Source organism: Petrotoga sp. DB-2 (assembly GCF_054051725.1).
On record NZ_JBSVZD010000084.1, the window covers coordinates 1 to 403 of the forward strand.

Below are 403 nucleotides of genomic sequence, written 5' to 3' on the forward strand. Positions count from 1 at the left end.
CTCCTAGTACGAGAGGACCGGAGTGAGTATGTCCCTGGTGAATCAGCTGTTATGCAAATAGCAGGAGCTGAGTAGCCACACATATAACCGATAACCGCTGAAAGCATCTAAGCGGGAAACGGGCCCAAACAAGAGGCTTCCCACTCGTAAGAGGTAAGGGCAGTCTGAGAAGAAGACGTAGATAGGCCGCAGGTGTAAGTACTGAGAAGTATTGAGCCGAGCGGTACTAATAGCCCGAGGCTTTGGACGAAACTCTATGCACTTGTGAATGAGTAATAGGGGGTGAAGAAAACGATACGGGAAACACCCAGAACCATACCGAACCTGACGGTTAAGCCGTATCGTGCCGATGGTAGTACGCTAAGACGTGTGAGAGTAGGTATCGCCCCCTTCTCTTTTTTTT

Annotated in this window: 2 rRNA genes; both read left to right on the top strand. The window is 49.6% G+C overall.

Features of this window, described 5'->3' with window-relative positions:
• Window positions 1–251, top strand: a 23S ribosomal RNA gene (locus ACW9JY_RS10535); the annotation flags it as partial.
• A gap of 27 nt (window positions 252–278) precedes the next feature.
• Window positions 279–391: ribosomal RNA gene (gene rrf / locus ACW9JY_RS10540) — 5S ribosomal RNA — on the top strand.
• The last annotated feature ends 12 nt before the right edge of the window (window positions 392–403 follow it).